The 2278-nt window shown below is 61.5% G+C and carries 3 protein-coding genes; all 3 read left to right on the forward strand.

Features of this window, described 5'->3' with window-relative positions; genetic code table 11:
• Positions 1-63: 63 nt before the first annotated feature.
• The gene (locus IRZ24_RS19520) at positions 64-1350 is read left to right on the forward strand and encodes an adenylosuccinate synthase (protein ID WP_112426455.1); all 1287 of its coding nucleotides are present in this window, start codon (positions 64-66) and stop codon (positions 1348-1350) included.
• Positions 1351-1413: 63 nt separating this feature from the next.
• The gene (locus tag IRZ24_RS19525; RefSeq protein ID WP_151728355.1) at positions 1414-1914 is read left to right on the forward strand and encodes a YbaK/EbsC family protein; all 501 of its coding nucleotides are present in this window, start codon (positions 1414-1416) and stop codon (positions 1912-1914) included.
• 61 nt (positions 1915-1975) lie between these two features.
• Positions 1976-2278: flavin reductase family protein (locus tag IRZ24_RS19530; RefSeq protein ID WP_297168218.1), on the forward strand; the 303-nt coding region annotated here is incomplete at its 3' end.

Here is a 2278-nt window from a genome sequence, read left to right on the forward strand (position 1 = left end):
ATCCTGGATAAGGGAGAGCTTGAGAGAGCAATCAGGAAGCAGAAGAAGAGGAAGAGCAGTGCTATGGCGGTAGTTGCAGTTATTGGCGCCCAGTGGGGGGATGAGGGAAAAGGGAAGATTGTCGATGAGCTGGCGGCGCGGGCGCACTTCGTGGTTCGCTATCAGGGGGGGAGCAACGCGGGTCATCGCGTTGTCCATGAGAAGGGAGAGTTCGTCTTCCGTCTCATTCCCTCGGGGATACTCTATCCGCAGACCTCCTGTATCATCGGCAACGGCGTCGTCGTTGACCCGCGAGGTCTACTGGAGGAGATGGAAGAGCTGGAGCGGCAAGGGGTTGATATCTCGCGCCTCTATATCAGTGAGCGCGCCCATGTGGTGATGCCCTATCACTTCCTGCTCGACCGGCTAGAGGAGGAGGCACGGGGTGAAGAGAAGATCGGCAGTACCCAGCGCGGAATCTCCCCGGCCTATGTCGACAAGCATGCCCGCAGCGGCATTCGCATTGCCGACTTGCTCGATGTGGATACCTTCCGAAGCAAACTGGCAACGATCCTGCAGCAGAAGAATCGCATGATCACGCAGATCTATGGTCAGCCCCCGCTCTCACTGGAGGAGATCCACGGCGAGTACTTCCGCTACGGCCAGCGGCTGCGCCCCTATATCGCAGACACGCAGGCAATGCTCCACGAGGCCCTGTTTGAGCGGAAAACCATCCTGTTGGAGGGAGCGCAGGGGGCGTTGCTTGACATCGACTTTGGCACTTATCCCTTTGTCACGGCCTCCTCGACGCTGGCGGCCAACGCAGCCAGTGGGGCGGGGTTGCCTCCCCGTTCGATCGATCGTGTCATTGGCGTGTACAAAGCTTACATCACGCGCGTAGGCAGCGGGCCCATGCCGACCGAGCTGTTCGATGACGTAGGGGAAGAGATGCGGCGCCGTGGCCACGAATATGGGACCAACACGGGTCGACCGCGGCGCTGTGGCTGGTTCGATGCAGTGGCCGGGCGTTTCGTCGCCCAGCTGAACGGCCTTGACGCGATGGTCATTACCAAGCTGGATGTCCTGGACACCTTTCCCACAATTAAGATCTGCACCGCCTATCGTCTCTATGGAAAGACCATCCACAGCCTGCCGGCCAACCTCAACGACCTGGCGGCCTGTGAGCCAGTCTATGAGGAGGTCGAGGGCTGGCAGTGCAGCACCAGCGGCATCAGCGACTATGATGACCTGCCGCCTGCGGCCAAGCATTACCTGAGGCGTCTGGAGGAGCTGCTGGAGACGCCGATTGCCATGATCTCGGTCAGCCCTCAGCGAGGGCGGACCATCCAGCTTCAGGATGTGCTGGCCTAGCAAGGAAGACAAGAGGGCGAGGTTGCCTCTTCCTCGCCAGCAGAAAAGGAGGACAGAGGAGCAATGTCCGCAGAGCAGTTTGCGCATCTCAGTCCGGCGGCGCGTCGTGTACAAGAGGTGCTGACCGCGGGAGGGTTCCAATGCGAGGTCATCGAGCTGCCCACCTCGACCCGCACAGCCAGCGAGGCAGCGCGAGCTGTGGGCTGTGCCCTGGGGCAGATCGTCAAGTCGCTGGTCTTCCGCGGTCGGGAGAGTGGGCGTCCGATCCTTGTAGAGGCCAGCGGAGCTAATCGTGTGGATGAACGGCGGTTGGGAGAGCTGGTCGGCGAGCCGATCGAGCGGGCCGATGCCGACTTTGTTAAGGAGCGGACGGGGTTTGCCATTGGCGGGGTGCCGCCAGTGGGGCATAAGGAGCCGCTGGAGACCTTCATCGACGAAGATCTGCTGCACTATGAGCGTGTCTGGGCGGCTGCCGGTACGCCCTCGGCGCTCTTTGCCCTGACGCCTGCCGAGCTGCAGGCGATGACAGGGGGCCGGGTGGTGGCCATCAAGCAGCAGTTGTGATTTGACCGATGCCGGAAGGCACGTAACCCAGGAGAAGAGGAGGAAGGAGCACGCTGGCCCTATGGATCTGGCTGCAAAAAAACAGGTCTTGCGCTTGTTTACCTACGGTCTGTATGCCGTGTCCTGTGCCGATGGAGGAGAGGTCAACGCCTTCACGGCCAACTGGCTGACGCAGGCCTCCTTTGAGCCACCGCTGGTGGCGGTCTCAGTAGAGAACGATTCGCGTTCGCTGCCGATGATCCTGCGCAGTCGCGCCTTTGTTGTGAACGTTCTGCCGTCGGGGGCGCGTGAGCTGGCGGGTAAGCTCGGCAAGTCGGCGCTGCGCGATCCGCGCAAGCTGGAGGGAGTAGCCTACCATCACGGG

Origin of the sequence: Thermogemmatispora sp. (genome assembly GCF_019683755.1) — a bacterium.
Classification (GTDB): domain Bacteria; phylum Chloroflexota; class Ktedonobacteria; order Ktedonobacterales; family Ktedonobacteraceae; genus Thermogemmatispora.

Coding starts and splice junctions, on each gene's coding strand:
- IRZ24_RS19520 (WP_112426455.1), top strand. CDS start 64: ATGGCGGTAGTTGCAGTTATTGGCGCCCAGTGGGGGGATGAGGGAAAA.
- IRZ24_RS19525 (WP_151728355.1), top strand. CDS start 1,414: ATGTCCGCAGAGCAGTTTGCGCATCTCAGTCCGGCGGCGCGTCGTGTA.